Source organism: Bradyrhizobium sp. CCBAU 11434 (genome assembly GCF_028128895.1).
Taxonomy (GTDB): Bacteria; Pseudomonadota; Alphaproteobacteria; order Rhizobiales; family Xanthobacteraceae; genus Bradyrhizobium; species Bradyrhizobium zhengyangense.
This window is the reverse complement of sequence record NZ_LBJX01000011.1, coordinates 68,777-95,214: the sequence shown is the minus strand read 5'-3', so window position 1 is coordinate 95,214 and position 26,438 is coordinate 68,777. Positions and strand designations below refer to the sequence as shown.

Annotated in this window: 24 protein-coding genes; 21 read left to right on the top strand and 3 right to left on the bottom strand. The window is 64.1% G+C overall.

Annotated features, from left to right (window positions below; all coding sequences use genetic code 11):
- Positions 1–1,590, bottom strand: coding sequence for a 4-hydroxyphenylacetate 3-hydroxylase N-terminal domain-containing protein (locus XI06_RS08050; protein ID WP_237859256.1), 1,590 nt, complete (start codon positions 1,588–1,590; stop codon positions 1–3).
- 116 nt (positions 1,591–1,706) lie between these two features.
- The gene (locus XI06_RS08045; RefSeq protein ID WP_271605009.1) at positions 1,707–2,537 is read right to left on the bottom strand and encodes an IclR family transcriptional regulator domain-containing protein; all 831 of its coding nucleotides are present in this window, start codon (positions 2,535–2,537) and stop codon (positions 1,707–1,709) included.
- Positions 2,538–2,671: 134 nt separating this feature from the next.
- Between XI06_RS08045 and XI06_RS08040 the strand changes: the two genes are divergently transcribed.
- The 19 genes from XI06_RS08040 (at position 2,672) to XI06_RS07950 (ending at position 23,277) form a co-directional block, all read left to right on the top strand.
- Positions 2,672–4,000, top strand: coding sequence for an ABC transporter substrate-binding protein (locus XI06_RS08040; protein WP_237869921.1), 1,329 nt, complete (start codon positions 2,672–2,674; stop codon positions 3,998–4,000).
- A gap of 22 nt (positions 4,001–4,022) precedes the next feature.
- The gene (locus XI06_RS08035; RefSeq protein WP_237859260.1) at positions 4,023–4,739 is read left to right on the top strand and encodes an ABC transporter ATP-binding protein; all 717 of its coding nucleotides are present in this window, start codon (positions 4,023–4,025) and stop codon (positions 4,737–4,739) included.
- 3 nt (positions 4,740–4,742) lie between these two features.
- Positions 4,743–5,441, top strand: coding sequence for an ABC transporter ATP-binding protein (locus tag XI06_RS08030; protein ID WP_237869925.1), 699 nt, complete (start codon positions 4,743–4,745; stop codon positions 5,439–5,441).
- 7 nt (positions 5,442–5,448) lie between these two features.
- Positions 5,449–6,315: a branched-chain amino acid ABC transporter permease gene (locus tag XI06_RS08025; protein ID WP_237859466.1), complete on the top strand. Its 867-nt coding sequence runs from the start codon at positions 5,449–5,451 to the stop codon at positions 6,313–6,315.
- 8 nt (positions 6,316–6,323) lie between these two features.
- Complete coding sequence (locus XI06_RS08020) at positions 6,324–7,397, top strand: branched-chain amino acid ABC transporter permease (protein WP_271605008.1); 1,074 nt, start codon at positions 6,324–6,326, stop codon at positions 7,395–7,397.
- Between the two features lie 171 nt (positions 7,398–7,568).
- Positions 7,569–7,706 (top strand): hypothetical protein, encoded by a 138-nt coding sequence (locus tag XI06_RS08015; protein WP_237859263.1) that lies wholly within the window; start codon positions 7,569–7,571, stop codon positions 7,704–7,706.
- 247 nt (positions 7,707–7,953) lie between these two features.
- Positions 7,954–9,243, top strand: coding sequence for an oxalate/formate MFS antiporter (gene oxlT, locus XI06_RS08010; protein WP_237859264.1), 1,290 nt, complete (start codon positions 7,954–7,956; stop codon positions 9,241–9,243).
- Positions 9,244–9,504: 261 nt separating this feature from the next.
- Complete coding sequence (oxlT, locus tag XI06_RS08005; RefSeq protein WP_237859265.1) at positions 9,505–10,836, top strand: oxalate/formate MFS antiporter; 1,332 nt, start codon at positions 9,505–9,507, stop codon at positions 10,834–10,836.
- Positions 10,837–11,030: 194 nt separating this feature from the next.
- Entirely contained in the window at positions 11,031–11,459 is a 429-nt protein-coding gene (locus XI06_RS08000; RefSeq protein WP_237859266.1) for a CBS domain-containing protein, read from the top strand.
- 98 nt (positions 11,460–11,557) lie between these two features.
- Positions 11,558–12,577, top strand: coding sequence for a 2-dehydropantoate 2-reductase (locus XI06_RS07995; RefSeq protein ID WP_271605007.1), 1,020 nt, complete (start codon positions 11,558–11,560; stop codon positions 12,575–12,577).
- Positions 12,577–13,362: a fumarylacetoacetate hydrolase family protein gene (locus tag XI06_RS07990; protein WP_271605006.1), complete on the top strand. Its 786-nt coding sequence runs from the start codon at positions 12,577–12,579 to the stop codon at positions 13,360–13,362. The genes XI06_RS07995 and XI06_RS07990 overlap by 1 nt, the downstream gene beginning before the upstream one ends.
- Before the next feature lie 225 nt (positions 13,363–13,587).
- Complete coding sequence (locus XI06_RS07985) at positions 13,588–14,985, top strand: hypothetical protein (RefSeq protein WP_271605005.1); 1,398 nt, start codon at positions 13,588–13,590, stop codon at positions 14,983–14,985.
- Between the two features lie 57 nt (positions 14,986–15,042).
- Positions 15,043–15,759, top strand: coding sequence for a hypothetical protein (locus XI06_RS07980; protein WP_271605004.1), 717 nt, complete (start codon positions 15,043–15,045; stop codon positions 15,757–15,759).
- A 171-nt stretch (positions 15,760–15,930) separates the two neighbouring features.
- On the top strand, positions 15,931–16,134 hold the full coding sequence (locus tag XI06_RS07975; RefSeq protein WP_057753092.1) for a hypothetical protein: 204 nt from the start codon (positions 15,931–15,933) through the stop codon (positions 16,132–16,134).
- 60 nt (positions 16,135–16,194) lie between these two features.
- Positions 16,195–16,857, top strand: coding sequence for a hypothetical protein (locus XI06_RS07970; RefSeq protein ID WP_271605003.1), 663 nt, complete (start codon positions 16,195–16,197; stop codon positions 16,855–16,857).
- 322 nt (positions 16,858–17,179) lie between these two features.
- On the top strand, positions 17,180–18,175 hold the full coding sequence (locus XI06_RS07965) for an NAD(P)H-dependent flavin oxidoreductase (protein ID WP_237859273.1): 996 nt from the start codon (positions 17,180–17,182) through the stop codon (positions 18,173–18,175).
- A 25-nt stretch (positions 18,176–18,200) separates the two neighbouring features.
- Positions 18,201–19,169 carry a quinone oxidoreductase family protein gene (locus XI06_RS07960; RefSeq protein ID WP_271605002.1) on the top strand — a complete coding sequence of 323 codons (969 nt, stop codon included), beginning with the start codon at positions 18,201–18,203 and terminating at the stop codon, positions 19,167–19,169.
- A gap of 177 nt (positions 19,170–19,346) precedes the next feature.
- Positions 19,347–20,720: a cation-efflux pump gene (locus XI06_RS07955; RefSeq protein WP_237859276.1), complete on the top strand. Its 1,374-nt coding sequence runs from the start codon at positions 19,347–19,349 to the stop codon at positions 20,718–20,720.
- Positions 20,721–20,946: 226 nt separating this feature from the next.
- Positions 20,947–23,277 carry a PAS domain-containing sensor histidine kinase gene (locus tag XI06_RS07950; protein WP_237859277.1) on the top strand — a complete coding sequence of 777 codons (2,331 nt, stop codon included), beginning with the start codon at positions 20,947–20,949 and terminating at the stop codon, positions 23,275–23,277.
- Positions 23,278–23,280: 3 nt separating this feature from the next.
- Here XI06_RS07950 and XI06_RS07945 read toward each other — a convergent pair whose 3' ends face one another.
- Positions 23,281–24,174, bottom strand: a complete 894-nt coding sequence (locus tag XI06_RS07945) for a LysR family transcriptional regulator (RefSeq protein ID WP_237889789.1) — start codon at positions 24,172–24,174, stop codon at positions 23,281–23,283.
- 224 nt (positions 24,175–24,398) lie between these two features.
- Between XI06_RS07945 and XI06_RS07940 the strand changes: the two genes are divergently transcribed.
- Positions 24,399–24,875: a formate dehydrogenase subunit gamma gene (locus XI06_RS07940; RefSeq protein ID WP_237859279.1), complete on the top strand. Its 477-nt coding sequence runs from the start codon at positions 24,399–24,401 to the stop codon at positions 24,873–24,875.
- Entirely contained in the window at positions 24,872–26,428 is a 1,557-nt protein-coding gene (locus tag XI06_RS07935) for a formate dehydrogenase beta subunit (RefSeq protein ID WP_271605001.1), read from the top strand. Before XI06_RS07940 ends, XI06_RS07935 begins: the two co-directional genes overlap by 4 nt.
- Positions 26,429–26,438 lie beyond the last annotated feature (10 nt).

The following is a 26,438-nucleotide window of genomic DNA, read 5'->3' as shown; positions in this document are numbered from 1 at the left end:
TCACTTTCGCAGCATGTGATAGCTGAGCTCGCCGGGATCGGTGAGGTCAGGCACCTTCCAGCCGTCGAGGTCGTATTCGGCCATGCAGTCCTCGGCAAAGCCCTTGAACCGATCGGCATTGCCGGAGGCTTGGGCGCCGAACAGGCAATAGCGGCGTATCTCCTCGGTCGAACCGCCATAGTTGATTTCGTAGAGCTCGTGGCGACCGCCGAACTCGCTGCCGATGCAGTCCCACAACAGTTTGAGCAGCTTGACCCGCTCCTCGGCCTTGTAGCCGTTGGAGCCGCGCAAGTATCGATCGAGATAGGGGCGGATCTCGGGATTCTTGAAGTCGCTGGAATGGCTGTTGAGATAGATCAGGCCGGAGGCGACCGTCTGTTCGATCAGGTACTTCACCTTGGTGTAGGCCATGGTGGCGATGATCTGGTAGGCGTTGCCGGGATCCATGTTCGGCAGCACGTAGTCGCCGATCCATGGCTTGGGATCGCGCACCATCGCGTCCGACAGGCTCCAGAACAGGTTTCGCCAGGCGATCACTTCGCCGACATTGGCCTGCACGCCGCGATAGTCCTTGGTGCCGGCGGCCTCAGTTGCCTTGAGCAGCAGCCCGCTGATGAAGTCGAGCTTGACCGCGAGGCGCGTGCAGCCATGCACGACGAAGCGAGGAAGGAAGCCGGTGCGCGGGAAGAAATTGTTCGCCTTCTCGATGTCGCCGTAAACGAAGACGTTCTCCCAGGGCACCAGTACCTTGTCCATGATGAACACGGCATCGTTCTCGTCGAGCCGGCTCGAGATCGGATAGTCGAACGGACTTCCCATCACGCTCGCGCTCATCTCATAGGACGTGCGGCAGATGAACTTCACGCCGGGCGCGTTGGTCGGCACCATGAACACGGCTGCGAACTTCTTGTCCTGCAGCGGGATCAGGCCGTGATGCGCGACAAAGGTGTAGTTCGTCAGCACGGATCCTGTTGCCACCACCTTGGCACCCGACACGATCAGCCCGGCGTCAGTCTCTTTCTCAATATGACAGCAGACGTCGGCGACCTCGTTCGGCGGGCGGTCGCGATCAACAGGCGGATGGATGATCGCGTGATTGATGAAGGGCACGCGCTCCTGGCTGAATTTGTACCAGCGCTTGGCGTTCTCTTGATACGGATCGTAGAAATCGGCGTTCGCGCCCAGCGTCGCGAGGAATGCGGCCTTGTAGTCGGGCGCGCGGCCCATCCAGCCATAGGTGATCTTGGCCCATTCCGCGATCGCATCACGCCCGGCGATCAGATCCTGCATCGACTTCGGCGCCTTGAAGAAGGCGTGCGTCATGCTGCCATTGCCGGTGTCGGTCGGCAGCAGCAGCTTGTCCTTGTGCTTGTCGTCGTGCAGCGCGTCGTAGAGGCGGGCCACCATGCGCGCAGTGTTGCGAAAGGCGGGGTGCGTGGTGACGTCTTTCACCCGCTCCCCGTAAATGTAGACCTCGCGATCGTCGCGCAGCGAGTCCAGGTATTCCGCGCCGTTTTGCGGACGCGTGACTTTGACGTTGCCGGTGTGCTCCGGCGGAACGGCCCCGACGCCCTGCGCCTTGCCTGCCATCGTGCAATCTCCCCTCAATTTGTTCGATTATCGAACTCATGTCCGTATTTCGAACTTGATGCGACGATACGGCCGCTCCTGCTGAATGGCAAGGGTCGGAAGCCGGGGTGTGCGCCTCAGATGGTCATCGACGAGATCTGCTCGCTGATGCGGTTGAGCTCGGGCAGGAAATGCTCGCGCATTTCGTTGCGGGTCGTTCGCGTCGAATGCGTCGAGAGATTGATGGCGCCGACGATCTGGCCGCTGCGATCGAGCACCGGCACGGCAAGCGCGCGAAGACCGCGCTCGAGCTCCTCGTCGACGATCGAGAATCGTTGGGCGCGGTCGGCGCGGATACGGTCGAACAGGGCTTGCAGGTCGGTGATGGTCTGCGGCGTGTAGGCCTCGATCCGCCGCGACTTGAGCCGCCGCCAGATCTCCTCCTCGTCGAGATAGCCGAACAGGACGCGCCCCAATGCGGTGTGTAGCGCGGGCAGCCGGCTTCCGACCGACAATGCGGCGGACATGATGCGGCGCGCCGGCACGCGCGCGACATAGACAATGTCCGCGTCCTGGAGGATGGCCGCCGAGCAGGATTCGCCGAGCCGCTCGCTGAGCTCGCGCATCAGAGGCAGGGCGCGGTCGATCCAGCTCTGCGTCGATAGATAGGCAAAGCCGAGGTCCAGGATCTGCGGCGACAACGCAAAGGTGCGGCCGTCCTGTACGACGTAACCGAGCAGGGTCAGCGTGCGCAGGACCCTGCGTGCGGTGGCACGCGACAGATCTGCGACGCTGGCGGCCTCCGACAAAGTCATGGTCGGGCGCTGGCGACCGAAGGCTCCGAGCACGGCCAGCCCCTTGGCCAGCGTGGTCATGAACTCCTTATCGTCGGGCTCGCTTTTGCGATGCCCGGGCTCGCTTTTGCGATGCCCGGGATCCGCCTTGTGGCGTTCTGATGCCTGCGTCATGCGGCGGCCTGTTGACTCCGTTTGGGCGCTAGAAGACACTGGTCGAATTACGAACGTATGTTCGAATATCGAACGCCGGCCGGTGTGTCAAATCACGTTGAGAATCCGGTGCATCCATAGGGGAGGACGCGCAGATGACTCGCAGCAGGATCAGCTTGGCTGATCGTCATTCCATCAATCGCCGCACGCTCCTGAAATATTCGGCCGCGACCGGGGCCGCGCTCTCGGTCGGATTGAAGTCGCCGGCGATCGCCCAGACGCGCGCGATCAAGCTCGGCTACGTCTCACCGCTGACCGGTCCCCTCGCCGCCTTTGCCGAGGCCGACAATTTCATCCTCGCCAATTTCAAGGAGGCGACCAAGGCGGGCATCAAGGTCGGCAACGCCACGGTCCCGGTCGAGGTGATCGTCAAGGACAGCCAGTCCAATCCGAACCGCGCCGCAGAGGTCGCCAAGGATCTGATCGTTCAGGACAAGATCGATCTCATGCTGGTGGCATCCACACCGGAGACCACCAATCCGGTCTCGACCCAATGCGAGATCGAAGAGGTGCCGTGCATCTCGACGGTCGCGCCCTGGCAACCCTGGTTCATCGGTCGCCAGGAGAATCCCGGTGGCGGGCCGCCGGCGTGGAAGGGCTTCAACTACACCTATCACTTCTTCTGGGGTCTCGAGGACGTCATCGCCGTCTTCACCAACATGTGGAGCCAGGTCGCGACCAATAAATCCGTCGGCGGACTGTTTCCCAACGATGGCGACGGCAACGCCTGGGGCGACAAGGTGGTTGGATTCCCGCCGGCGCTCGACAAAGGCGGCTACAAGCTCACCGATCCAGGCCGCTACCAGAATCTCACCGACAATTTCTCCGCGCAGATCGGCGCGTTCAAGTCGGCCAATTGCGAGATCATCACCGGCGTCGTGCTGCCGCCGGACTTCACCACGTTCTGGAAGCAATCGTTGCAGCAGGGCTTCAAGCCCAAGGTTGCATCGATCGGCAAGGCGATCCTGTTTCCGGTCGCCGTCGAGGCACTGGGCAAGGACGGTCACAATTTGTCCTCCGAAGTCTGGTGGACACCGAACCATCCCTTCAAGTCGTCGCTGACCGGCATGAGCGCGAAGGATCTCGCGGGCGCCTATGAAAGCGCCACCAAGAAGCAATGGACGCAGCCGATCGGCTTCGTCCATGCATTGTTCGAAGTCGCCGTCGACGTCCTGAAGCGCGCTCCTGATCGCGACGGAAAAGCGATCGCCGCAACGATCGCCGCTACCAATCTCGACACCGTCGTCGGCAAGCTGCAATGGGGCTCTTCGAGCCTGCCGCCCTTTGCCGCCAAGAACGTCGCCAAGACGCCGCTCGTCGGCGGTCAGTGGCGGTTCAAGGACGGCAAGTACGACATCGTCATCACCGACAACAGGACGGCGCCGGCAATTCCCGCTGGCGGCAAGATGGAGCCGATTGCCTGATCGCGCGGCGCGCTGAAGACCCATGCTGCTGGAAATCGCCGGCCTCAGAAAGAGCTTCGGGGCGATCGTCGTGGCCGACGATCTGGACCTGACCATCGCGCATTCCGAGGCCGTCGGCATCATCGGGCCCAACGGCGCCGGCAAGACCACGCTGTTCAACCTGATCGCCGGCGGCTTGTCGCCGAGCGCCGGCCGCATGCGCTTCGACGGACGCGACCTTGCGGGCCTGCCGCCGCAGGGACGCTGCCGCGCCGGTATTGGTCGCACACACCAGATTCCGCAGCCGTTCGAGAATCTCACCGTGTTCGAAAATCTCCTGGTCGGCGCCGTTCACGGCCGGCGCAAGAGCGAGCGCGAGGCCGCACAGGCCTGCGGCGAGATTCTCGACCAGCTTGGCCTGCTCAAGCGTGCGAACGTGCTCGCGGGCTCCCTGACACTGCTCGAGCGCAAGCGGCTGGAAATGGCTCGCGCGCTCGCCAGCACCCCAAGGCTGCTGCTGCTCGATGAGATCGCCGGCGGACTGACCGAGGGCGAATGCGCCGAGCTCGTCGCGACGATCGGCGAGATCCGGAAATCCGGTGTCGCGATCCTGTGGATCGAGCACGTTGTGCATGCCTTGTTTGCCGTCATCGATCGCCTCGTCGTACTCAACTTTGGACGCAAGATCGCGGAAGGACCGCCAAAGGAGGTCATGCAGCGACCCGACGTGCACCAGATCTATATCGGCATCGAGGCGTGACGCATGCCGTTGCTCAGCACACACGATCTCACGGCCTTCTACGGCGACTTCCAGGCACTTTACGGCATCGATCTCAGCTTCGATGCGGGCGAGACCATCGCCATCATCGGAGCGAACGGCGCGGGCAAGTCGACCTTCCTGAAGGCGATCGCAGGCCTTATCCCGTCTCGCCCGGACAGCGTGCTGCTCGACGGCCATCCGATCGGGGCGAAGCGTGCTGCCGAGATCGTCAAGCTCGGAATTGCGCTGGTGCCGGAGGGGCGACGGCTGTTTCCCTCGCTGACCGTGGAAGAGAACCTTCTGATCGGCGGGCACGGCCGCAAGCTTCCTGGACCCTGGACGCTCGACCGGGTCTATGGCCTGTTCCCGATCCTGAAGGAGCGGCGGGCGTCGGCCGCACCGATTCTTTCGGGCGGCCAGCAGCAGATGGCCGCGATCGGCCGCGCCCTGATGTCCAATCCCCGCATCCTGCTGTGCGACGAGATCAGCCTCGGGCTCGCGCCGATCGTCATCGCCGACATCTACGCCGCACTTCCGCAGATCAAGGCCGAGGGCACCAGCGTCGTGCTGGTCGAGCAGGACATCGTCCAGGCGATGAAGGCCGCCGATCGCGTCTACTGCTTCCAGGAGGGGCGGGTCTCGCTCGAAGGCCGCCCCGGCGAACTCTCGCGCGATCAGATTCACCGCGCTTATTTCGGATGATGCAATGATCGGCCTTCTCGACGCGATCATCCAGGGAATCCTGCTCGGCGGCCTCTATGCGCTCTTCGCGACCGGGCTCTCACTGATGTTCGGCGTGATGCGGCTGGTCAATCTTGCCCACGGCGACCTCATCGTGCTCGCAGCCTTTGTCATTCTGGCGGTGACGGAAAAACTCGGCGTCGATCCATTTGCCGCAGTGCTCCTTGCAGCCCCGATCCTGTTTGCGATCGGCTTCGGCCTCCAGCACGTGCTTTTGAATCGGACGCTGGGACGCGACCTTCTGCCGCCGCTGCTCGTCACTTTTGGACTCTCGATCATCATCCAGAACGGGCTGCTGCAGACGTTCTCCGCTGACAGCCGCCGCCTGCGGTCCGGTGCGATCGAAACCGCGTCTGTGTCGCTGGGCGGAGACATCGCGGTGGGCGTCGTTCCACTGCTGACGCTGGTGTCCGCGATCGCCGTGATCGTGGCTCTCAACTTCATCTTCTATCGGACGTCGATCGGCCGGGCCTTTCGGGCAACCTCTGACGATCTCGACGTCGCGCAGCTCATGGGGATCGACGTCAACCGCACATTCGCGATGGCAATGGGCATCGCGTTCGTCGTCATCGCGATCGCGGCACTCTATCTGGGCCTGCGGGCGAATTTCGATCCCACCATCGGCCCGGCGCGACTGCTGTATGCCTTCGAGGCCGTGATCATCGGCGGGCTCGGCAGCTTCTGGGGCACGCTTGCCGGCGGCATCATTCTTGGCCTCGCCCAGACCATCGGCGCGCGCATCGATCCGGAATGGCAGATCCTGTCGGGCCACCTCGCGTTTCTCCTGGTGCTGGTGATCAGGCCGCGCGGACTGTTTCCGCGCGCGATCGATTGAGGCGCGGAATGATGGATCCAGGCACGGCCAAGCCGAAGCAGATCTTTCGTATCGCGACCGCGCACGGCGTGTCGCGCCCGGCCGCGGCCATCGCCTGCATTGTCCTTCTCGGGCTCGTCCTGCTGCCGACCTTCGCCGGCCGCAATCTCATTCAGGATCTGATCTTCCTGTTCTACATGCTGGCGTTGGCGCAATGCTGGAATCTGCTCGCGGGTTATGCCGGCCTGATCTCGGTCGGCCAGCAGGCGTTCGTCGGATTGGGCGGCTACGTCCTGTTCGCGCTGACGCTTGTCGCCGGCCTTAATCCACTGCTCGCGATTCCGGTCGCGGGCATCGTGTCGGCGGCACTCGCCTTGCCGACGGCGCTGATCGTCTTCCGCTTGCGTGGCGCCTATTTCGCGATCGGCACATGGGTCGTGGCCGAGGTCTATCGTCTTGGTTTCGCGCAAGTGAAGGCGCTTGGCGGCGGCACCGGGACCTCGCTTACTCCATCCGTCACCGCGTCCGTGCCTGGGATTGAGTGGATCAAGACATTGCTCGACGTGCGCACGCCGGCCGCGCGTGACATTGCATCGTACTGGCTGGCGCTGGCTTTGGTGGTCGGCACACTCGCCTTCGTCTATTTCCTGCTGCGTTCGCGCCAGGGCCTGGCGCTGGGTGCGATCCGCGACCGCGAGGCTGCGGCCGCGAGCCTCGGCGTCGACATCACCAGCATCAAGCTCGCCGTCTATGTTGCGACCGCCGCCATGACCGGCATGATCGGTGCCCTGATCTACCTTCAGAAGGCGCGCATCTCTCCGGACGCCGCCTTCTCGGTGCTCGATTGGACCGCCTATGTCATCTTCATCACGGTGATCGGGGGCATCGGGACGATCGAGGGCCCGATCATCGGCGCCGTCGTCTTCTACCTGATGCAGCGCTACCTCGCCGATTTTGGTGCGTGGTACCTCATTCTTCTGGGCACCCTCGGGATCCTCGTCATGCTGCTCGCTCCTCGCGGGCTCTGGGGCCTTCTTTCCCGGCGATATGATCTGACGCTGTTCCCGACCCGACGCCGGCTTGAGACGGAACCAGACGAATAATGGCCGAGCCTTAGGTCTTAGGCCCAGAACGGCCGCACGCATCATTATGCTGCAATGCGGTATCATCCATGCTGCTATGCGATGGCATGCATGGACATTGGCATCTGGTATACATAGAACAACCTTCGAAATGAGACAGCAATACTGACCGTCTCGAGAAAGGGAATTCCGATGTCCAAGACCGCTTCCGTCGCGCTGGCGCCCTCCGCCTCGCTGTTCGCCCGCTTCATGGCCGCCGTCGACCGCTTCCTGATGGCCAGCGCGGAGATCTCCAACCAGAACGGCGACCTGCCCCGCTTCGGGCTGTAAGCGCCATCTGAGGTCGCCGCGCGTCGAATTGTCGCGCCGGTTGTAATTTCTGCGAATTCCTACTTTTGAAGAATGGCTCCGCGCTGCGGAGCCATTTCTATTTGGGATCAGGCACATTCGTGCAGCCTCGCCAACGAGGTTGCGTCATAAGCGCACAATGGGCCTCGCGCGCTTGATGCTTGGCATAATGAATACAAGAATGCCGCCAACGCTCGCTTAAAAAACAGAAGCGCTCATTGGAGGATTCATGACGGACATGGTGCAGGCCACAACAGCCCCTTCAGCCGCACGCGTCAGCGATACGTATCGCTGGGCACAATTGGCAATCGGCGTGGCGGCGATGGTGATGATCGCCAACTACCAATATGGCTGGACGTTCTTCGTCCCCGACATCCAGAAGACATTCGGTTGGGATCGCGCCTCGATCCAATGGGCCTTTACGTTGTTTGTTTTGTTCGAGACCTGGCTGGTGCCGGTCGAAGGATGGTTTGTCGATAAATACGGTCCGCGCATCGTCGTGCTGGTCGGCGGCGTGCTCTGCGCGATCGGCTGGGCGGTCAACGCGCAAGCCACCACGCTCAACGGCTACTATCTCGGCATGATCATCGCGGGCATCGGCGCCGGCGGCGTCTACGGCACCTGCGTCGGCAATGCGCTGAAATGGTTTCCCGACAAGCGCGGTCTTGCCGCGGGCATTACCGCCGCCGGTTTCGGCGCCGGCTCTGCGCTCACCGTCGCGCCGATCCAGGCGATGATCAAGGATAGCGGCTTCCAGACCACCTTCCTCTATTTCGGCCTCGGACAAGGCATCATCATCTGCATTCTCGCCTTCTTCCTGCTGGCGCCGAAGCCGGGCCAGGTGCCGGCGGTGGTGGCGAATGCGGCTCTTGCGCAGACCCGGCGCAACTACCAGCCGACGGAGGTTTTGCGTCAGCCGATCTTCTGGCTGATGTACTTCATGTTCGTGATCGTCGGCGCCGGCGGGCTGATGGTGACGGCAAATCTGAAGCCGATCGCGGTCGACTGGAAGGTCGACGCCGTGCCCGTGACGCTGATCGGCATGACCATGACCGCGGTGACCTTCGCAGCGACCATCGACCGCGTGCTCAACGGATTGACGCGTCCGTTCTTCGGCTGGATCTCCGACATGATCGGCCGCGAGAACACGATGTTCATCGCCTTCGGCATGGAGGGCTTCGGCATCTGGATGCTCTACCTCTGGGGCCACGATCCGATCTGGTTCGTGATCCTCTCAGGCTTCGTGTTCTTTGCCTGGGGCGAGATCTACTCGCTGTTTCCCTCGACCTGCACCGACACGTTCGGCGCGAAGTTCGCGACCACCAATGCCGGCCTGCTCTACACCGCCAAGGGCACGGCCGCGTTGCTGGTGCCGCTGGCGAACTATGTGCAGCAAAGCTCCGGCCATTGGGACAACGTGTTCATCCTAGCTGCCGGCGCCAACATCCTGGCCTCGCTACTGGCGCTCTTGGTGCTGAAACCCTGGCGCAAGGTCGTGGTCGCGCAATCGACCATCTGACCTCGCACCCGCAACATTGACATCGCGCCTCACGCCCGGCCTCACCGCCGGGCGTTTTCGTTTTCCCGAATACACCTTAATACCGCAAACCCGAAGGAACCCTGCACTTTTCTTGAGCTTGATCCGAAGATAGGGCTTGCATTCTGGAATATGGTATACCAAGCTGCGCGCCGCGCTTGCGACCATAAGCCACAAGATTTGCGACACTCCGTCATATAGGCGGCAGACGTCGCCACCAGACAAGCGCTTGGGAGGTTGTTGATGATTTCAGGCACGGATGGCGCCGTCACGGCCGCGCCTCTTCGCACAGGTTTCCGTTGGCTCCAGCTCGGCATGGGCATCGTCTGCATGGCGATGATCGCCAACCTGCAATATGGCTGGACGCTGTTCGTCGATCCGATCGACGCGAAGTACCATTGGGGTCGCGCGGCGATCCAGCTCGCCTTCACCATCTTCGTCGTCACCGAAACCTGGCTGGTGCCGGTCGAGGCCTGGTTCGTCGACAAATACGGCCCGCGCATCGTCATCATGTTCGGCGGCGTGATGATCGCGTTGTCCTGGTTGCTCAACTCCTACGCCGATAGCCTTCCCCTGCTCTATACCGCGGCTGTGGTCGGCGGCATGGGTGCAGGCGCGGTGTACGGCACCTGCGTCGGCAACGCGCTGAAATGGTTTCCTGATCGCCGCGGCCTCGCCGCCGGCGCGACGGCGGCCGGCTTTGGTGCGGGTGCAGCTCTCACCGTGGTGCCGATCGCGGCCATGATCGCATCTTCAGGCTATCAACACGCGTTCCTCACCTTCGGCATCGGCCAGGGCGTGATCGTGTTCGTGCTCGCCTTCTTCATCCAACCGCCGCGACTCTCGATCCCGCCGAAGAAGAAGCAGCTTAATCTGCCGCAGACCAAGATCGACTTCACGCCACCGCAAGTACTGCGCGCCCCTATTTTCTGGATCATGTATCTCGTCTTCGTCATGGTCGCCTCCGGCGGCCTGATGACCGCGGCCCAGATCGCGCCGATCGCGCACGACTTCAAGATCGCCGACACGCCAGTCTCGCTTGCCGGTTTCCAGATGGCGGCACTGACCTTCGCGATCTCGCTCGACCGCATCTTCGACGGCTTCGGCCGCCCGTTCTTCGGCTTCGTGTCCGACACGATCGGTCGCGAGAACACCATGTTCATCGCCTTCGGCACCGCCGCCTTGATGCTGCTGACGCTATCGGCCTACGGTCACGTCCCGCTCGTGTTCGTGCTCGCGACCGCGGTCTATTTCGGCGTGTTCGGCGAAATCTACTCGCTGTTCCCCGCCACCTGCGGCGACACCTTCGGCTCGAAGTTCGCGACCACCAACAACGGCATGCTCTACACCGCGAAGGGCACCGCCTCCTTGCTGGTCCCGCTCGCCAGCGTGATCTCGACCGCCTATGGCTGGAAGGCCGTGTTCGTGGTGGCCGTGGCACTGAACGCGACGGCCGCGCTGATGGCGCTGTTCGTGATCAAGCCGCTGCGCCGCTCGTTCATCCTCGGCAACGAGGCCGAGAGCACCAGTCCCGCAACGAACGCCGAGACGCGTGCCAAGACCGGGACGGCGTAAGCCGCCACGCGTTGGTACGACGGTTAAAGAGGGGCGCAGCGATGCGCCCCTTTTTCTTTGCCGCGTTCTTCTGCTGGCAGCGACAAACGTCAGCATTGCTGCCGCAAGATTTTTCGGATCAACCAAATCCAGCGCTTGACGATTGGCATTATGTATACCACACTTCTCCCATCGTTCACCCCAGGGAGGTTGCCATGCTGGTCGGAGACATTCTGCGCAAGAAGACGCCGCGCGTTGTCACGGTGCGAATGAACGAAACGGTGGGTATTGCCGCCAAGCTGATGCGGGCCAACAACATCAGCGCGCTGGTAGTGAAGGACGTGGTCCGCTCGGAAGGAAACACTGCGGTCGGCATGTTCACCGAGCGTGACGTGGTGCGGGCGGTCGCCGAGCACGGCGCGAACGCCGTCAACGTCAAGGTCTCGCAACTCGTCTCGGTGCAGCAGCTGGTCTCCTGCACCTCCTCAGACACGATCGAGCATGTCCGGCATCTGATGAACCGGAATCACATCCGGCACCTGCCCGTGATCGACGACTACAGCCTCGTCTCCGTCATCAGCATGCGCGACATCGCCGCTGCCGTTGACGAGGCCCTCAACGGCGCGCCGCAAGCGGCAGCCTAAACGTCTCACTTCCCCTGCGACTACCGGCCCCGGCTCGGACGCATCCGAGCCGGACCGGATCCTTCGTCCCAAAATTCCGGTACCCCCGGGAGGATTTCATGAAGATCTGCATCTACGGCGCCGGCGCGATCGGCGGATATCTCGGCGTGCAGCTGGCACGCGCAGGCGCCGATGTCAGCCTGGTCGCGCGCGGCGCGCACCTCGCTGCGATGCGCGAACGCGGCCTGACCTTGCTCGCCGGCGAGGAGATACACACCGTCCATCCCCGCTGCACCGACAACGCGGTCGAGCTCGGCGTGCAGGACTATGTCATCGTCACGCTGAAGGCGCATTCGATCACCGGCGTGATCGAGAAGATGCAGCCACTGCTCGGGCCGCACACCCGCATCGTCACCGCGGTCAACGGCATCCCCTATTGGTACTTCTACAAGCACGGCGGCGCGTATGAGAACGCGACCTTGGAGAGCATCGATCCCGGCGGGCGGCAGTGGCGCGAGATCGGGGCCGAGCGCGCGATCGGCTGCATCGTCTATCCCGCGACCGAGATCGAGGCGCCCGGCGTGATCCGCCACGTCTATGGCAACAATTTTCCGCTCGGCGAACCTTCCGGTGAAATCACCGCCGACGTGAAGCGCCTCGCCGACCTCTTCGTCGCGGCCGGCCTGAAGGCGCCGGTGCTCGACCGCATCCGCGACGAGATCTGGCTGAAGCTCTGGGGCAATGTCTGCTTCAACCCGATCAGTGCGCTGACCCACGCAACGCTCGACGTGATCTGCACCGATCCCGCCACGCGGGCGCTATCGCGCGCGATCATGGTGGAGACGCAAGCCATCGCCGAAACCTTCGGCGTCAAGTTCCGCGTCGATGTCGAGCGCCGCATCGAGGGCGCCCGCAAGGTCGGCGCGCACAAGACCTCGATGCTGCAGGATCTCGAGCGTGGCCGCCCGATGGAGATCGACCCGCTCGTCACTGTCGTGCAGGAGATGGGCCGCCTGACCAAGATGCCGACGCCTGCCCTCGACTCGGTGCTGGCGATGGTGACCCAGCGCGCGCGCATCGCCGGCCTCTATGACGGCATCTCCGCGCCCAGGGATCCTCGCGCGCTGGCGGTGGCGTGATGAGTACCGAGACGACAAAATGGCTGCGCTTCCGCCACGCTGGCACCACCGGCTTCGGCACGCTGGAATCGTCAGGCATCAGCGTGCATGAAGGCGAGATGTTTGGCCGCAACGCGGCGACCGCCAGGACGCTTGCGCTGTCGGAGGTCGAGCTGCTGGCACCCTGCGCGCCCAGCAAGATCGTCGCGCTCTGGAATAATTTTCACGCGCTCGCGGCAAAGCTCAATCAGCCCGAGCCACTGGCGCCGCTCTATCTGCTCAAGGCCACCACCACCATCACGACACCAGGCGCGGTGATCCGCCGTCCCTCCTACTACGACGGCAAGACCACCTATGAGGGCGAGCTCGGCATCGTCGTCGGCAAGACCTGCGCCCGCGTCTCGCCTGATGAGGCCGACCGCTTCATCTTCGGCTACACCTGCGTCAACGACATCACCGCCAACGACATCCTGACCAGCGACCCCACCTTTCCGCAATGGGCCCGCGCCAAGGGCATCGACGATTACGGCCCGTTCGGCCCCGTCATCGCGACCGGCCTCGATCCGGCCAAGCTCACGGTGCGCACCATTCTGAACGGCGCGGAGCGACAGAACTATCCGATCTCTGACATGATCTTTTCCGCGCAAGCCCTGGTGAGCAAGATCTCCCACGACATGACCCTGCTCCCCGGCGACCTCATCGCGGTCGGCACCTCGGTCGGCGTCGGCGTGATGAAGGAGCCGGTGAATATTGTGACGGTGGCGATCGACGGCATCGGCGAGCTGACGAACGAGTTTCGGCTGTAGCTCCCCGCCATTCCGGGGCGCAACAAAGTCGCGAACTACGGTGCGCAATTGCGCACCGTAGCTCGGCGCTTACGCGCCGCCCCGGAATGACGATGGAGGATATCGATGCGCCCGGCTGTGGATGGCGCCTTCTGACGCGTCCGGCAGCCCGCGCGCCCCTTGATCTCGGTTGCGCTCTCCAATAGCAATTATGGCGAAAATGTGCGCGGGCGTGAGGGCGTCGGCATGTGGCTGTTTTTCCTGGTTGCCTGGTTTGTCCTGCTCGCCGCCATCGCGTTCCTCGCCCCGCAGGCGTTTGGTTACGACGTCACCCATTTGCCCGCCGCCTTCATCGCGCTGCCGGTGCCGCAGCGCATCGCGGCCGGCGCGATCGTCGTGCTCGGACTGGCGCTGATCGGCGCCTCGGTCTTTCGGCTCTCACGCCAGGACCGCCGCCTCGACAGCTTGCGCGACCGCCTCAAGAAGACCCGGGAAGACGTCGTCGTCGCGCACGCCCTGCAAAATCACCTCGACGCCACCGTTCAGCACCTGATCGAGAGCGATCCCAGGGAGGCTGTCTCCGCACTGCACGACAAGCTTGGCGAGACCGAGCAACGCGCGCTGCTCCAGCAGGGCCGCAACCAGTCCACCGACATGCAAGATCAGCTGGCCGAGATCCGCCGCCGCCAGCAGACGGTGCGCGAGATGGTCGGCAAGGTCGCCGATCAGCGCCGCGCAGTCGAGCCCGTCTTCACCGAGATCCGCGACCGCCAGAACCAGCTCGAACGCGCGCTGCTCGACCTCGAAACCGACGACCGCAAGAACAACCTCGCCGACCGGCTGAAAGATATTGCGCGCGACGTATCGACGCTGCTCGGCCGGGTGAACGCAGTGCAGGGTACGTTCGCGACACTCAACCAGTACAAGGAAGATCTGGCGAAATCCCATGCCGAGCTGGTGCCGCTGCGCTCGTCCGACGCCGGCATCAACGCCCTGATCGGCGAGCTCGGCCTCAGCCACGATCGTCTCGCCAAGACCGTCGACGAGATCGAGACCGGCGGCGAGGCCCCGCTCAACGCACGCGTCGAGACGCTGTCGAAAAACAAGAACGAGATCGAGCAGCGCCTCGCCCGCATCGACGACAGCGCCAACATCCTGAAAAGCATCCGGCTCGATTTCGAGGAGCTCGGCCAGCGCCAGGCCCAGCTCGAACGCTCGCTCGCGGAGGTCGAGACCGATACTGACGGCAGGACCCTCGTCGACCGCCAGAACGCGCTGAACGATTTCGTGCTCCAGTCGCGCCAGCGTCTCGGCGCCTTGCAGGAGACGCTGAACGCCTTCAAGGCGGAAATGTCGAAATCGCAGGCCGATCTCGTGCCGCTGAAGGCGCCGGTGTTCGGCATCGAGGCCATGATCGCCGAGGTCAGCGCCACCCGCGATCTGCTCGCCAAGACCGTCGGCGAGATCGAGGCGAGCGGCGATGTCACCCTCACCTCGCGCGTCGATGCGCTGACCAAGAGCAAGCGCGAGGTCGAAGACCGCCTTGCCCGCATCTTCGACAATTTCAACGCCCTCGACGCCTTGCGCAAGGACATCGGCGGCATCTTCTCGACCATCCGCAACAGCCTGAACCGGATCGGGTGAAGGCTGAAATGACTGTCAGGTTCGAACCGCGATAAATCTGCGCGCGACCAAGTGCACATGCGCATCATTCTCGGCATCCTCTCCGGCCTGCTCGGCGCACTCGCCGGCTGGTCCGCCCTGGCTGCCCTGGTGGTCATGCTGGCGGGACCGGACCGCGACGGCGGCATCGCCATGGGGGCCTTCTTCGACATCGGTCCGATCGGAGGCGTGGTCGGCCTGATCGCCGGCGTCTGGCTGTTCGTGCGCTTCGGCCTGGTCCGCAACACAGCGCCGGCACCTGCTGGAGAGATCCCGGATGCGGCGCCTCCCGGCGCCACCCGGCTCTCCTTCCCGTTCGCCGTCACCGTGCTGCTTGTCGTGGCTGGGCTGGGCTATTGGGGATGGTACGAGTTGATCCGCTCGCCCAATCTCAGCCACGGCTTCATGACGCTCCAGGTCGAGTTTCGGCTTCCCCCGGGCATGACCCTGCCGGACAAGGAAGAGGACGTGCACATCGAGGTCGAGGAAGCGTCAGGCTATGCCAACGCCATGTTGCCGCCGAACTGGCGCGCGCATGACGGTGACCGCAAAGCGATCATTTCCACTGTTCCGCTGATGTACAAGACGCGCCACCGCGCCGTTAGCCTGACACTGCCTGATGTGCCCACGCAACGCTGGTCGATCGATCTTCCGTCCGATCCGGATCCCACGCCCGGCTTCTCGCCGTGGCGCACTGGAAGCGAGCCATCGCCGGCAAAGATCGAGATGCATTTTCGGCTGAGCGCCGATCGCTGACGATTGCGCGGCGCGCCCGAAACATTCCGACCCACATCACATCTGCGCGCGCCCAGGAGATGCCGCCAACATGTCGCTGATGTGCCGCAACTTGGTCGCATTCGGCCGCCCATGTGGAAGGCGTGTCTGGGGGCACGGCTCGGCCGTGTTTGGACCAAACCTGCTAGGGGTATGACTGTGAAGAAGATTGTATTTGTTCTGGGTGCGACGCTTGCTCTGGTGACGGCTGCAAACGCTGCGGACCTGCCTCGCCGCCAGCCCGTGCCGGTCTATCCGGCCGAGCAGGCCCCGATCGGCAAGATGCCCATCGGCAAGGGCCCTGTTGGCAAGGCCCCGATCGGCAAGGCGCCGGGCCCGGTCGCTGCGCGCTACTGAGGCGCCCAGCGAACCACGCGCAAGATTTGCGTAAGCGGCCGACAGTCGAAGGGGCGTTGCGTGACCAACAAACGTGATCGATCGGGATCCTGCATCCTTGCGGGCCTCGCGCTTGCGACCATGATCGCATGCATGGTGCCGCAGGCTTCGGCCCAAGAAGCGAAACACGAATCGAACAAGCGCATGGCCGATGCCAGTGCGCTTGTCTCGACCGACACCGCATCGCGCTCCACAGCGCAAGCGACGCGGCGCTCGGTCACGCGGGCGGAGAAAGGCCCCTACTACGTCGACTTCCGCGCGCGGACGGCGGCGAGCTGGGGCCATGCCTTTGTGTGGTACGGCAAGACCAGCGAGCGCGCCGTCGAGGTCGCTGGCCTGACGCCGGCCGGTGACACCTGGTCCTACGTGCTCGGCTATTTCACCTGGGTGCCATCAGAGACCGGCGCGAGTTACGGCGATCTCGACCCTGACTATCTGACCGCGAGCTATCGCGTCTACCTGAACGAAGCCGACGCCAAGCGCGTGTTCGCCCACATCGAGAAGCTGAAGGCAAGCTCGCCGGTCTGGAATGCCGAGACCACCAATTGCACCGGCTTCATCGGCGACATCGCGGAGTACATGGGCCTCAAGGTCCCCAACCGCTGGCAGCGCCCGGAAAACTTCGTCAACAGCCTGAAAGAGATGAACGGCGGCCGGCAGATGGTGCGGCTGTCGGCGGAGTAGCTGTTCGCTCCATACCTCCATACTCGGTGTCATTGCCCGCGAAAGCGGGCAATCCAGTATCCAGAGGCCGCGAGGCTAGAAGCGAGAAGCCGCAGCGTACTGGATACCCCGCTTTCGCGGGGTATGACGACCGTGTGCGAGGAAAGAGCTCGCACCAAAAGGCACCGGATCTCCAATTGTCCGCCCTGCGGAATCACCCTCATCGCCTGCATGCCGCCCCGCCCTCACCGCACGCCCCGCCGATAGACATTTCCCGACCTCAGCGGCATCCTTCCGTCATCAACCGATAACAGAGCCTGCGGGCCACCCAGGGGGAAACGTCATGCTGCAAACACGGTTCACAAAACTCGTCGGCGTCGAGCACCCGATCGTCCAGGGCGGCATGCAATGGGTTGGCCGCGCCGAGCTGGTCGCCGCCGTCGCGAATGCCGGCGCGCTCGGCTTCATCACCGCGCTGACCCAGCCGACGCCGGAGGATCTGACCAAGGAGATCGCGCGCTGCCGCGACCTCACCGACAAGCCCTTTGGTGTCAACCTCACCATCCTGCCGGCGATCAAGCCGCCGCCCTATGCCGAATACCGCGCCGCCATCATTGAGGCCGGCATCAAGGTGGTCGAAACCGCCGGGAATAAGCCGCAGGAGCATGTCGACGAATTCAAGAAGCACAGCGTCAAGGTCGTGCACAAATGCACCAGCGTGCGCCACGCCCTCTCGGCCGAGCGCATGGGCGCCGATGCCATCTCGATCGACGGCTTCGAATGCGCCGGCCATCCCGGCGAGGACGACACCCCCGGCCTGATCCTGATCCCGGCCGCCGCCAACAAGGTCAAGATCCCGATGATCGCCTCCGGCGGCTTTGCCGATGCCCGCGGCCTCGTCGCCGCGCTCGCGCTGGGCGCCGAGGGCATCAACATGGGCACCCGCTTCATGGCGACCAAGGAGAGCCCGATCCACCAGCTCATCAAGGAAAAGATCGTCGCCAATGACGAGCGCGAGACCGAGCTGATCTTCCGCACCATGCGCAACACCTCGCGCGTCGCCAAGAACGAGATCTCGACCAAGGTCGTCGCGATGGAAAAGGAAGGCGCCAAGTTCGAGGATATCCGCGAGCTCGTTGCGGGAGCCCGCGGCAAGATGGTCTATGCCACAGGCAATTCAGACGAAGGCATCTGGTCGGCCGGCCAGGTGCAGGGCCTGATCCAGGACATCCCGAGCTGCGGCGAGCTGATCTCCCGCATCGTGCGCGAAGCAGAGGCGATCATTCGCGGCCGACTCGAAGGGATGATCGTCCAGCCACAGCGCGAAGCGGCGGAATAGTCACTGCAAGAAGCGAGAGCAATTCATGAAGGCTTATGTCTACGGTGCTGAAGGCGCTCGGATTTCCGACGTCGCTCAACCAAAGCCTAAGGGCACGCAGGTCCTCGTCAAGGTCCGTGCCTGTGGTCTCAACCGCGCCGACACCGGCATGCGCAAGGGTCACGCCCACGGCGCGGCCGGCGGCGCCGGCACCGTGCTCGGCATGGAATGGGCTGGCGAAGTGGCCGAGCTTGGACCTGATGCGAAGGGCTTACAGGTCGGCGACCGCATCATGGGTTCGGGCGGCGCGGCATTCGCGGAGTACACGCTCGCCGACCACGGCCGGCTGTTCCGCGCGCCCTCGAACATGAATTTCGAGGAAGCCGCCACGCTGCCCGTCGCGCTCGCCACGATGCACAATGCCGTCGTAACCGTGGGCGGGGTGCAGCCCGGGCAGGCCGTGCTGATCCAGGGCGCCAGCTCCGGCGTCGGCCTGATGGCGATGCAAATTGCAAAGCTCAAGGGCGCAAAGCTCGTGATCGGCTCCTCGACCGATCCCTATCGCCGCGGCCGGCTGAAGGACTACGGTGCCGACCTTGCGGTCGATTCTTCCGATGCCAACTGGGTCGAGGAGGTGCTGAAGGCGACTGGCGGCGAAGGCGTCGATCTCATCGTCGACCAGGTCTCGGGCAAGGTCGCCAACCAGAACTTGGCTGCAACGAAGATCCTGGGCCGCATCGTCAATGTCGGCCGGCTCGGCGGCACCCATGCCGACTTCAACTTCGACCTCCATGCCGCCCGCCGTATCTCCTATATCGGCGTCACCTTCCGCACCCGCAGCATCGAGGAGGTCCGCACGATCTTCGAGGAGGTCAGGAAGGACATCTGGGGCGCAGTGGAATCGCGAAAGCTCCAGCTGCCGATCGACAAGGTGTACGCCTTCGACGACATCGACAAGGCGTTCGAGCACATGGAGGCCAACAAGCATCTGGGGAAGATCGTGGTGAGCGTGTAGGATCATGTCATTCCCGGGCGATGCGAAGCATCGAACCCGGAATCTCGAAATTCCGGGTTTGCCTGCGGCGTCCCGGAATGACGGGACTTCAGGGCGCATTCGCTCCTGCAACTCACTCGCGACTACGTCTGTGGATCGTCGCTTGATGTTCGCGAATGCCCTGCTAAATCCTGCGCCATGAGCGGACAGCATGACAAGACATCGGTCGCGGCCATCTCGATCCTCGCCAGCGGCGGCATGGCGGCGGCCAAATTCGTGGTCGGCATTGCGATCGGATCGCTGGCGCTGATTTCCGAGGCGCTGCACTCCTCGATCGACCTGGTCGCGACCATCATCACCTGGGCGGTGGTGCGGGTGTCGGACAAGCCGGCCGACGACGAGCATCATTACGGCCACGGCAAGCTCGAGAGCATCTCCGCGCTTGGCGTGACCGCGCTGCTCTATGTGCTGGCCGGCGGCATCCTGGTCGAATCTTACAGCCGGCTGCGCGAGGGAACTCCGCCGCCGACGATCTCGGCCGTGCCGTTCGTGGTGCTGGTGATCGACATCCTCGTCAACCTCTGGCGCGCCCGCGCCCTGCACCGCGCCGCGCGAGAGACGAGGAGCGAGGCCCTGGCTGCGGATGCGCTGCACTTTGCGTCCGACGTGATGGGCTCGTGCGCCGTCATCGTCGGCCTCGTTCTCGCGGCCTTCGGCTTCTGGTGGGGTGACGCGGCCGCCGCCGCGGCCGTGGCGGTGATGATCGCCCTGCTCGGCCTGCGGATGGCAAGCTCAACGGTGCACACGCTGGTCGACCGCGCCCCGGAAGGGGCACAGGAAAAGGCCACCGCCGCGATTCGCAGCGTGCCCGGCGTGATCGACGTCGACCGGTTGCGCGTGCGCATGGTCGGGGCGACCACCTTCATCGACAGCATCGTCAAGGTACCCAGGACCTACCCGATCGACCGCGTCGAGGAGATCAAGCGCAACGCAGAGGCCGCCGTCAGCAAGGCGTTCGACGATGCCGACCTCACCTTCACTGCGGTGCCGGTCGCGCGCGACAACGAGACCGTGCGCGATCGCATCATGGTGATCGCACATAATTCAGGCCTCGCCATCCACCACGTCACGGTGCACGATCTCGGAGCCAAGCTGATCGTCAGCATCGACCTCGAGGTTGACGCCGGCATGCAGCTCGAGGCCGCCCACGACATCGCCAACACGCTGGAACGCAGCATCCAGGAGGAGTTCGGCGCTGACGTCGAAGTCGACGTCCATATCGAGCCGCTGGAACCGGAACTGCCGTTCGGCGTCGATGCCGTGACGGAGCGGGTGCAGACCATCGCCGCCGCGCTGACCGAATATGCCGCCGGCGGCGAGATCCACGACATCCATAATGTGCGTGTCCGCAACACCGACGCCGGCGAGATCGTCAACTTCCACTGCCGCGCCACGCCGTCGATGAGCGTGATCAAGGTGCACGAGCATGTCGATGCGATCGAGCGCCGCTTGCGCCGTGCGTTCCCGAGCGTGAAGCGCGTCATCAGCCACGCCGAGCCGCCGCGCGCGTGAGGCGGAACGCGCGAGGAGTCACACGTTCTCGTTTCGGACTCCCGATGCACGTGAGTTTGCGGAGTAGAACGCGCGCAAACTCTGCATTGGATAAGAATTATTTCGCGTTAACCTTTCGTTGACTCTCGACAGCCTGCGCAAACTGGATTCAAATCGCTGTGATTCGAAAGCGTTGTGGGGCTGCTTTCGAACTTAGTTGCAGACAGGTTTTCAGGGGGCCGAAGGCATGGCGCGTGCAGACGCCGCGAACGCGTGCGTCCAATCCGATTCGATCAAGGGATTGGCGCAATCGATCGCGAAACCTGCCTATCATCGGCTCCTGATCGCGGAGCCGGCGCTACGTCGCGCCGTGCCGACGCTCATCATCGCTTTCCTCATCACGATCTGCCTCGGCGCGTTCGTTCAGGTCGTCGACCAGACGCGCCAGAAGCGCTTGGTGATCCAGAACGACATCTCGATGCTCGCCGAACTGCTCGCCGAGCGGATCGACCGCGCCGCCTCTGTCCGCGCCGAGCGGCTGAAGACCATCGAGAACCTGCCGACGCTGCTGCCCGACATGATCCCGACGAAGTCCAGGCTCTCGGGCCGCCATGTCGTCGTCACCTCGGCCGGCGTCAACGGCCGCATCCTCGCCCGCATTCCGATCGACAGCGATCCAGCCGGCAACGACCGCCTGCTCGATGCGATCACCACCGCACAGCTGCTCGCGGCGCCGCCGCGCGACAACAACGTCGTGGACATGACACTGCCCGATGGCAATGCGGCGCTGGCGACCTCGCGGCCGATCAAGTCGCTGCCGGGTCTCGTCACGGTGATCCAGGAGCGCAACGAGCCGATCTGGGGTTCGGACGCGGCGCTGTCGGTGACGCTGTCGGCGACGACAGGCTTCGTCGTTCTGATCCTCGGCTTCGCATTCCACTGGCAGTCGACCCGCGCCAGGGAAGGCGACCTGATCAACGACGCGGTGCGCGGCCGCATCGACACCGCGCTCAACCGTGGCCGCTGCGGCCTGTGGGACTGGGACCTGTCGCGCGGCCGGATCTTCTGGTCGCAATCGATGTTCTCGATGCTCGGCCTCGACGGCCGCAACGAGCTGCTCACCTTCGGCGAGGTCAACGCGCTGGTGAAGTCCGACGACATCGACCTGTTCGCGATCGCCGACCAGCTGATCTCCGGGAAGATCGACCACATCGACCAGACCTTCCGCATGCAGCATGTCGACGGCCACTGGATCTGGCTCCGCGTCCGCTGCGAGCGGACCCGCGGCGCCAGCGATGCCGGCATGCACCTGATCGGCATCGCAGTCGACATCACCGAGCAGAAGAGCCTCGCCGAGCGCACCGTGGAAGCCGACCTTCGGCTGCGCGATGCGATCGAGACCATTCCGGAAGCCTTCGTGCTGTGGGACGCCAGCGACCGCCTCGTGCTCTGCAATTCGCACTTCCAGCGCCTGCACAAGCTGCCTGACACCGCGGTGATCCCCGGCACCTCCTACGAGACCGTGCTGGAAGTCGGCCGCATGCCCGAGGTCCGCACCCGCCACAACGAGAACTCGAGCCAGGGTCCGGGCGCCCGCACCTTCGAGGCCCAGCTCGACGACGGCAGCTGGCTGCATATCAGCGAGCGCCGCACCAAGGACGGCGGCTACGTCTCTGTCGGCACCGACATCACCCGCATCAAGGAGCACGAGCAGAAGCTCGTCGACAACGATCTGCGCCTGCGCGCCACCGTCATCGACCTCAAGCGCTCGCAGGCGGCGCTGGAGCGCCAGACCATCGAGCTTGCCGACCTCGCCGAGAAGTACCAGCGCGAAAAGACCCGCGCCGAGGAAGCCAACCAGACCAAGTCGAAGTTCCTCGCCAATATGAGCCACGAGCTGCGCACGCCGCTCAATGCCATCATCGGCTTCTCCGAGATCATGGGCTCGGGCATGTTCGGCGAGCTCGGCAGCGAGAAGTATCAGGAATACTGCCACGACATCCTGACCAGCGGTCACTACCTGCTCGAGGTCATCAACGACATCCTCGACATGTCCAAGATCGAGGCCGGCCGCATGAAGCTCGACATGGAAGAGCTCGACCTGTCGCGGACGCTGGCCGAATCCTTACGCGTCGTCGCCGGCCGGGCCCAGGACAAGAACCTCACGCTGGATGCGGACATCGAGAAATCGATCGCCGTCGTCGCCGACCGCCGGGCCACCAAGCAGATCGTCGTCAACCTGCTCTCCAACGCCGTGAAGTTCACGCCCGACGGCGGCCGCATCGTGGTGCGCAGCCGGCAGCTCGAGGACAGGATCGTGCTAATGATCGCCGACACCGGCATCGGCATCGCGCCGCACTCGCTGGCGCGGCTCGGCCGTCCGTTCGAGCAGGTCGAGAGCCAGCTCACCAAGACCTATCACGGCTCCGGCCTCGGGCTCGCAATCGCCCGCTCGCTGGCACAGCTCCATGGCGGCTCGATGAAGCTGCGCTCCAGGCTGGAAGTCGGCACCGTCGTCCGCGTGACGCTACCGCGCGACGCCATCAAGGCGGCGTCCGGGATATCGGCGGCGGCCTGAATCTTACGATTGCAACGTCGGCGCCACTTCGCGGGCGATATTGACCAGTGCTGCAATCAGCGGCGTCATCGGATCACGCTGCGGGATCACCAGGCCAATGCTGTAATTGACCTCGGGGTCGACGATCGGGATGGTGCGCACCTTGTCGGACAGGCCGAGCGTCTCGGCGAGCTTGGCCGGCATCACGCTCGCCCACCGCCCGGTCTTGACGTGGGTGAACAGCACCAGCAGCGAGTTCGAGGTCAGCGTCGGCGTCGCCTCGGCGCCGACCGAGCGCAGCGCACGGTCGATGATGCGGCGGTTCTGCATATCAGGCGTCAGCAGGCACAGCGGCACCTGCCCGACCTCGGTCCAGGTCACCGTCTCGCGGTCCCCGAACATCCCGTCGGGCGCGGTGAGCAGGCGATAGCTCTCGTTGTAGAGCGGAATGGTGCGCACCTTGCCGATCGGCTCGTTCTCGATATAGGTCAGCCCCGCATCGACCTCGAGATTTTCGAGCAGTCCCAGCACCTCCGATGAGGTCGTCGAGCGGATGCTGAAACGCACCTCGGGATGCCGCGCACGGAACGGCGTCGTCAGCGACGCAACCATGCCGAGCGCCGTCGGGATCGCCGCGATGCGGATCTCACCGGAGAGCTGATGCTTCAGGCCGTTGATCTCGTCGCGCATGGCGCGAGCATCGCCGACGATGCGCCGCGCCCAGTCGAGCGCTCGCTCGCCCTCGGGGGTGAAACCCTGGAAACGGGAGCCGCGCTGGACCAGCATCACGCCGAGGATCTCCTCGAGCTGCTTCAGCCCGGTCGACATGGTCGGTTGGGTGACGCCGCAGGCTTCTGCCGCCCGTCCAAAATGCCGCTCCTTGGCCAGCGCCAGCAGCAGTTCAAGCTTGTCGATCAACCGTCCGTCCTCTCGAATTCCATCGTGGCATGCAAGCTATCACGCCGGGCCTGCGCCAACACGCAAAAACCGGCACTCGATACAAGTTTCATTACCCGATCGTATCGATCGATTGCACTTTCCAATCGATCTGAATTCGCAATCGCAGCATGAGACAGCTTTATTGATCTTCGAATGATTCCAAATAGTTTGCGCGGAAGGGACGCTCAATCTGAGAACGAAGAATGACAGCGGTTTTTGAACCTTGGGACGAGACGCGCGGCGCGGAGATCATCGCCGAACATGCCAGCCAGGAAGGCGCGACGCTGGTGATTCTGCACGCTCTCCAGGAAGCATTCGGCTTCGTGCCGGAGGCCGCGATTCCCATGGTGGCGCAGGCGCTGAACCTGTCGCGCGCCGAGGTTCATGGCGTCTTTACGTTCTATCATGACTTCCGCCACAAGCCGGCCGGCCGCCACGTGCTGAAGCTGTGCCGCGCCGAGGCCTGCCAGGCCGCCGGCGGCGATGCGCTGGCCGCGCGCGCTGAATCGAAGCTCGGCGTTTCGCTTGGCAACACCACAGCGGATGATCGGGTCACGCTGGAGCCGATCTACTGCCTCGGCCTGTGCTCGACCGCGCCGTCGGCGATGCTCGACGGTCGCCTCGTCGGCCGGCTCGACGAGAAGCGCCTCGATGCGCTGGTTGCGGAGGCGCAGCGATGAACATGAAGATTTTCGTTCCCCGGGATGCGACGGCCGTTGCAGTCGGTGCCGATGAAGTCGTCACAGCGCTCGAACAGATCGCGCAGCAGCGTGGCTTGTCGATCGAGATCATCAGGACCGGCTCGCGCGGATTGCATTGGCTGGAGCCGATGATCGAGGTGGCGACGCCTGGGGGCCGCGTTGCCTACGGCCCCGTCGGCACCGAGGACGTCGCCTCCGTGCTTGAATCCATGGCGAACAATGGTCCGCACGCCCTGCGGCTCGGCATCGCCGACAAAATCCCCTGGCTGAAGCGCCAGACCCGCCTCACCTTCGCCCGCTGCGGCGTGATCGATCCGCGCTCGCTCGACGACTACCGCGCCCATGGCGGCTACAAAGGTTTTGAGCGCGCGCTGTCGCTCGGCCCGGACGCGATCCTCAACGAAGTGACGGCGTCGGGCCTGCGCGGCCGCGGCGGCGCAGGCTTCCCGACCGGCATCAAATGGAAGACGGTGGCGCAGGCCAAGGCCGACCGCAAATTCATCGTCTGCAATGCCGACGAAGGCGATAGCGGGACCTTTGCCGATCGCATGATCATGGAAGGCGATCCCTTCCTGGTCATCGAGGGCATGACCACCGCCGGCATCACCGTCGGCGCCACCAAAGGCTACATCTACATCCGCAGCGAATATCCGCATGCGGTCGAGGCGATGAATGCCGCGATCAAGGCAGCGCGGCGTGGCGGCTATCTCGGCGACAAGATCGGCGGTTCGACCTATAGCTTTGACATGGAAGTGCGCGTCGGCGCCGGCGCTTACGTTTGCGGCGAGGAGACCTCGCTGCTGGAGAGCCTCGAAGGCCGTCGTGGCCTGGTGCGCGCAAAACCGCCGCTGCCGGCGCATTACGGCCTGTTCGGCAAACCGACCGTCATCAACAACGTGCTGTCGTTCGCGGCCATCCCCTTCATCCTCGCCGAAGGCGCCAAGGCCTATGCCGATTTCGGCATGGGGCGCTCGCGGGGCACGATGCCGATCCAGCTCGCGGGCAACATCCGCCACGGCGGCTTGTTCGAGACGGCGTTCGGCGTGACGCTGGGCGAGCTCGTCGACGACATCGGCGGCGGCACGTTCACGGGACGCCCGGTGCGCGCGGTGCAGGTCGGTGGCCCGCTCGGTGCCTATTTCCCCCGCGCCCTGTTCGACACGCCGTTCGACTACGAGGCCTTCGCGGCGCGCGACGGCCTGATCGGCCATGGCGGCATCGTCGTGTTCGACGACAGCGTCGACATGCGCAAGCAGGCACGTTTCGCCATGGAATTCTGCGCCGTCGAATCCTGCGGCAAGTGCACGCCCTGCCGGATCGGCTCGACCCGCGGCGTCGAGACCATCGAGAAGATCATCAACGGCGAACGCGTGGCTGAAAACCTCGCGCTGGTCGAAGACCTCTGCAACACCATGAAATTCGGCTCGCTCTGCGCACTCGGCGGCTTCACGCCCTACCCCGTGCTCAGCGCATTGAAGCACTTCCGGGAAGATTTTATCCCGGCCCCGACCACGCTTCAGGCCGCGGAATAGGAGAACGACA